This window comes from Aerococcus sp. 1KP-2016, assembly GCF_002252085.1.
GTDB lineage: Bacteria > Bacillota > Bacilli > Lactobacillales > Aerococcaceae > Aerococcus.
Map to the genome: position 1 here is coordinate 1 of NZ_NEEY01000083.1, position 3,662 is coordinate 3,662.

Below are 3,662 nucleotides of genomic sequence, written 5' to 3' on the forward strand. Positions count from 1 at the left end.
AAGATATTGTGTGGTGACGATGGCAAGAAGGTCACACCTGTTCCCATCTCGAACACAGAAGTTAAGCTTCTTAGCGCCGAATGTAGTTGGGGGTTTCCCCCTGTGAGACTAGGACGTCGCCATGCAATATTTTTTATTCCGCAATAGCTCAGTTGGTAGTAGCGCTTGACTGTTAATCAAGATGTCGTAGGTTCGAGTCCTACTTGCGGAGTTTTTTTGTACAAATATTTCATCGTGCTGCCATAGCTCAGTTGGTAGAGCGTCGCCTTGGTAAGGCGGAGGTCACGGGTTCAAATCCCGTTGGTAGCTTGTGTATGATTTGTATAAAATGGTGTGGTAATGATGGCAAGAAGGACACACCTGTTCCCATCTCGAACACAGAAGTTAAGCTTCTTAGCGCCGAATGTAGTTGGGGGTTTCCCCCTGTGAGACTAGGACGTTGCCATGCAATAATGAAAAAGACCGACGGTTAAGCCGCTGGTCTTTTTTTGTACATAAAGAAGTACGTTGAATGGTGGAACATTGGTATTTTTACAAAAAATAATGAAATCCTGTTGACAATAATTAGAAATACATTATAATAAATTAAAATAACGTGAGTAAAATCGATGATGAGAAGTAGTAACCGATGGCGTTAAGTCAAAGCGAGTTGGGTAAGTGAAAGCCAGATACTGTAACTGTTGGTGAATGGATCTCTAAGATGAAATGCGAAATAATAGTAGCAGGAGCCGGGAGTCCGCCGTTAAAAGGACAGGGTATCGAGTAACATCCGTACCCGCAGAGAGAGTTTTGTACTAAGGTGGCAAACGAATGCATGCATTTCGTCCTTTTTGGAGAAGTGTTTTTTTGTTTTTATGCGGCATGAAGTGCAATTGATGATAGATAAGATAGACGGGTTGATTTCTAGTTAGAAGCTAACCCGTCAGTATGTATATATGCTATACAAGTCTAGCTATCAAAAATTGGCGAAATGGCGCAGTTACTAGCGTACAATACTAATATGGGTGGCACCGCGGCTACATCGTCCCATGACAGGGGATGTTGTGGCTTTTTTTGTACCCAATTTCCCCCAGAAATTGATCATGACAACGGGCATTATTATAGGGGTGAAACAAATGTTTAATTTAACAGCAGCAGAATTTGATGCGATGAAAAAACAGAATCAAGTATTTTCGGTACATTTAACAGTGAACGCAGACCAATTAACACCTATTGGCATGTTTTATAATCTAGAAGGTGAACACAAATTCTTATTTGAAAGCGTCGTTTCTGAAAAGGAAATAGGCCGCTATTCCTATCTAGGTGCTAATCCATATAAGCGTATTACTAGCTATGGAGAGGAGATAACGATTAGCTCGGCCGACAAGACTGAACATTATAAAGGAAAAGTACTAGATTACGTGCAAGCAGAAACTTTAATCCCATATGCAACGACTGATTTGCCAACACCATTTGTTGGTGGTGCAATTGGATATGTGGGTTATGATGTGATTCGTCAATATGAATCTTTACCACATGTAAATGTAGATGAGTTGCAAACACCTGAAAGCTTCTTACTATTTTATAAACAATTCATTAGCTACGACCATTTCCAACATAAAATGACGCTTGTATATAATGTATTTCCTGATGACACAACGGATTATACAACTGTTACGAAAAATTTAGCGCAATTAGCTGAAGAGATGAACCAAGCAAATGGTATCAAGGCTTATCAGACAGCGACAGACAATCCAACTGTATTGTCCAATATCAATGAAGCTGATTTTAGTAAGATGGTGGAACAAGCAAAAGAATATATTAAAGCCGGGGATATCTTCCAAGTAGTGTTATCACACAGACTCACAATTCAATCTGCATCTGAACCATTTGATATCTATCGTCGATTACGGAGTAAAAACCCTTCACCATATTTATTCTATATAGATTTTGGCGATTTCCACATTGTGGGTTCATCACCTGAAAGTTTGGTTACTGTTGAAGATAACCAAGTCATGACCAATCCAATTGCTGGAACCAGAAAACGAGGTAAAGATGATGCGGAGGATCAACGATTAAAAGAGGAACTGTTATCGGATGAAAAAGAGCGTGCAGAGCATGTCATGTTAGTAGACTTAGGTCGGAACGATATTGGTAGAATTAGTGAATTTGGTAGTGTAACAGTTGGCAAATTTATGGATGTAGATCTATATTCACATGTCATGCATATCGTATCGGAAGTGACTGGAAAATTAAGACCAGAACTTACCTGTTTTGACGCCTTAAGTGCTTGTTTACCTGTAGGAACTGTATCAGGTGCACCAAAAATTCGAGCAATGAGTATTATTGATGAATTGGAGAATACCAAACGTGGCATATATGCCGGGGCAGTTGGCTACTTCTCGCATAACGGGAATATGAATACTTGTATTGCTATTAGAACTATCGTGATTAAAGACGGTTTTGCCTATGTTCAAGCTGGGGCAGGTATTGTTTATGACTCAGATCCTCAATCGGAATATACGGAAACCCTGAATAAATCGATGGCATTGAAGGAGGTAATCTAAATGATTTTATTAATCGATAATTATGATTCATTCACCTATAATTTATACCAATATATTGGTGCGGTGGATACTGATATTAAAGTCGTACGTAATGATGAAGTGACAATAGACGATATTGAGTTAATGACAGATGTAGACTGCATCATTCTTTCGCCGGGACCAGGTATCCCTGAAGATGCAGGTATCTGTATCGACGTTATCAAACATTTTACCGGACAACTACCTATATTAGGAATTTGTCTAGGCCATCAGGCAATCGCATCTGCCTTTGGAGGTAATGTCGTCCGTGCGCAAACCGTGAAACATGGCAAAACATCTATGGTTGATCATAACAACGATCCAATTTTCAAAGACATAACCAATCCCTTCCAGGTCATGCGCTATCATTCACTTATCGTGGAAGAGGAAGGTCTACCAGATACATTAGAAATCCTATCGAAAAGTATTGAGGATGATGCTATTATGGCCATTAAACATCGTAACTATGACGTATATGGATTGGAATACCATCCAGAATCCATTTATACCCCTGACGGTCAAACCCTTATCAAGAATTTTTTAGATATTGTTGCAAAAAAGGCAGTTCCAACAATTGAATAGAATTCTGGCAAACGTAGGCATTATGTAATAGATGGTAAGTTTTGATTTGCGCGACACAAATAAGCGCCTAGATGCTGATTATCTAGGCATTTTTCTAACGTTCTAATCTCACAAAGATTGTAAATTTGTCAGTAATTATCATTTTTATTGCAAATTTTGATTATTTTATAAGAAAGTTGTTGACAGTAGGGTGTGAAAGATGGTATTATTTAATAGTTGCGTTACGGCGTAACAACAAGCGGAGCAACAACGATTTAAATAACTTTAAAAAAGTTGTTGACTTCCAGTCCAACTCGTGATACTATTAAATAGTTGTCGCAAGGACGACGAGATAGACCTTTGAAAACTGAACAAAGAAGACGAACCAAATTGTGTAGGTGTTCAATCGATAAGATTGAAACCAACAATTCAGTAACGAAAGTTACTAAAGTAGTGAGAACTACTATAAATAAGTCAGCAAACTTTAATGAGCAATCAAGCTCATGAAAACTTTCATGAGAGTTTGATCCTGGCTCA

3 protein-coding genes, 2 tRNA genes and 2 rRNA genes are annotated in these 3,662 nt (G+C 38.6%); 6 read left to right on the forward strand and 1 reads right to left on the reverse strand.

Features of this window, described 5'->3' with window-relative positions; all coding sequences use genetic code 11:
• Positions 1–9: 9 nt before the first annotated feature.
• The 6 genes from rrf (B9P78_RS09270) to B9P78_RS09295 all read left to right on the forward strand — a co-directional run bounded on the left by rrf (B9P78_RS09270) (position 10) and on the right by B9P78_RS09295 (position 3,146).
• Positions 10–125: ribosomal RNA gene (gene rrf / locus B9P78_RS09270) — 5S ribosomal RNA — on the forward strand.
• 12 nt (positions 126–137) lie between these two features.
• A tRNA-Asn gene (locus B9P78_RS09275) sits at positions 138–211 on the forward strand.
• A 25-nt stretch (positions 212–236) separates the two neighbouring features.
• A tRNA-Thr gene (locus B9P78_RS09280) sits at positions 237–309 on the forward strand.
• A gap of 23 nt (positions 310–332) precedes the next feature.
• A 5S ribosomal RNA gene (rrf, locus tag B9P78_RS09285) occupies positions 333–448 on the forward strand.
• 667 nt (positions 449–1,115) lie between these two features.
• Positions 1,116–2,546, forward strand: coding sequence for an anthranilate synthase component I (gene trpE, locus B9P78_RS09290; protein WP_094519155.1), 1,431 nt, complete (start codon positions 1,116–1,118; stop codon positions 2,544–2,546).
• Complete coding sequence (locus tag B9P78_RS09295; protein WP_094519156.1) at positions 2,547–3,146, forward strand: aminodeoxychorismate/anthranilate synthase component II; 600 nt, start codon at positions 2,547–2,549, stop codon at positions 3,144–3,146.
• A gap of 254 nt (positions 3,147–3,400) precedes the next feature.
• Here B9P78_RS09295 and B9P78_RS10430 read toward each other — a convergent pair.
• A partial coding sequence (locus B9P78_RS10430; RefSeq protein WP_233487873.1) for a hypothetical protein occupies positions 3,401–3,662 on the reverse strand: 262 nt, incomplete at its 5' end.